The 2096-nt window shown below is 40.8% G+C and carries 2 protein-coding genes and 1 pseudogene; all 3 read left to right on the forward strand.

Annotated elements, in window-relative coordinates; translation table 11 throughout:
* Nucleotides 1-300 precede the first annotated feature (300 nt).
* A complete protein-coding gene (locus Q7U33_RS07585) occupies nt 301-1359 on the forward strand; it encodes a site-specific integrase (RefSeq protein WP_304859329.1) in 1059 nt (352 codons plus the stop codon).
* A gap of 12 nt (nt 1360-1371) precedes the next feature.
* The gene (locus Q7U33_RS07590) at nt 1372-1809 is read left to right on the forward strand and encodes a hypothetical protein (protein WP_304859332.1); all 438 of its coding nucleotides are present in this window, start codon (nt 1372-1374) and stop codon (nt 1807-1809) included.
* Between the two features lie 107 nt (nt 1810-1916).
* Nucleotides 1917-2096: pseudogene (locus Q7U33_RS07595) on the forward strand (hypothetical protein); the annotation flags it as partial.

A 2096-nucleotide genomic window follows, 5' to 3' on the forward strand; every position in this document is an offset into this window, starting at 1 on the left:
TGGTGGGACATTTTCAGAAAACAAGCCACAACAATTGCCCCAGCATCTGCGGCATATTCAATCGTTACATTCCAAATTTACTAAGCATTAAACCCTTGTATAAACTTGATTGAAAGTTAATCAATAACGCATAAATTTAATGTTATTTGCCCCACTAATGTCCCATATATCAATAAACTAATTTTATATTATTGTTTTATATAGTAATTATTATTAAGACATTCGGATTGCATATCCGTATTGCTATTTATTGTGGCTTGTTGTATTGTATTACTTACAGTTAAAACATAGGTGCATATCATGGCAAGTATTGAAAAGCGTATAAGTGAAAATGGCGATATATCCTACCGCGTAAAGATTAGACTTAAAGGCCACCCTGTAGAAACTGCAACCTTTGAGAAAAAGACCGATGCTAATAAATGGGTGCAAGATACAGAAAGTGCTATGCGCGAAGGTAGGCACTTCAAAAAAGCCGAAGCTAAACGCCATACACTTGGTGAACTGATAGACCTATATATTAAATTTGAATTGCCTAAGAAGCCTAAGAATGCGAAAAATAAAGAGACGCACTTATTATGGTGGAAGGATGAAATCGGCTTATATGCACTTGCTGACGTTACGCCTGCCCTAATAGCAGACTGTAGAGATAAATTAAGCATTGGACTTGTACGCAATAAAACACAAAGAACGCCCGCCACCGTAGTTAGATACCTTGCCGCATTATCTGTATGCCTCACCTATGGCGTAAATGAAAAGCACTGGATAGACGACAGTCCTATGCGTAAAGTCACCAAACCTACTGAGCCGCGCGGTGTTGTGCGATTTTTAAGTAAAGAGGAACGCACAAACTTATTAGCCGCCTGCAAACAATCTACTAACCCCTATATGTACGCAGTAACAGTGCTGGCACTTTCTACAGGCGCACGCCAAGGCGAGATAATGAATCTCACATGGGATGACATAGACTTGAATCGTGGTCGTGCAATTCTGCATGAAACTAAGAATGGCGAACGCAGAGCCTTACCTATTACAGGTCACGCATTAGACGTATTAAAAGAACTCAACAAAGTACGCCGCATTGATACTAAATTATTATTTGCTGGCAACAATCCTGATCATCCTGCCGAACTTCGCAAGCCATGGATAGCCGCATTAAAAAAGGCTGGCATTGAAAACTTCAGATTCCACGATTTAAGACACAGCGCGGCCAGTGAGTTAGCTATGAATGGTGCAACACTAGCCGAGATTGCCGAGATACTAGGCCATAAAACGCTGGCAATGGTGCAACGCTATGCCCACTTATCCGAAGGCCACACGACTAGCGTGGTAGAGCGCATGAATAAAAAGATTTTTGGTTAGGTGGAAAACAACATGCAAACAATTGACACTCAAGCCTCGCAACTAATAGATGACTTTGCTAAAAGGTTACTAGCACTGAATAACGGTAAAAAAATTCCCACCTCTTGGACAAAACGGCTAAAGGAGGAGCTAAAGAAAACATCACCGAACAAAACTGGGGTGAAACCTGATTATAAGAAAATTAGAGAAGCCGTGAAGCTGCTCACCCTAAATGATGAAGCAATTACATCAGAACGCACCAAGCAACATTCCCCCGCCACAGTAAAAAATCGTATTGCAAAGGAGGTTGGTATTACACGAAAAACACTTGACCGTATAGAAGTAGATCGAATTAGTAAAAATGAACAGTGTGCGCGACTTGATTCACTTGACCCCGAAACAAGAAAAGCTCATATCGAGGGCATGAGCGACGCTATCAATCATGATTTGCTAAATGATAAGACAGATTAAATGTAATTTCAGCGAGATTATGTCTCAATGATTTAGGTGATATTTACTTTCTTATATCGTAGGTCATCGCGGTTTGTTCTGCGTTCTCAACTTTATAAGGATTTGATATGCACCCCGAAACAACGACACCAAACTGGCTAACCGTCAATTTGTTATCTGAATCAGTTCCCGCTTTTTCACCCGCTGCAATTCGAAATTTGATTTTCAAATCCGCAGACCGTAAAACGTCTAAAGGCGTTATTAAGGGCAATGGCCTCGCGCCACACATTCGCAGAATAGGTGCGAAG

Source organism: Methylotenera sp. (assembly GCF_030653755.1).
In the GTDB taxonomy this organism is placed as follows: Bacteria; Pseudomonadota; Gammaproteobacteria; order Burkholderiales; family Methylophilaceae; genus Methylotenera.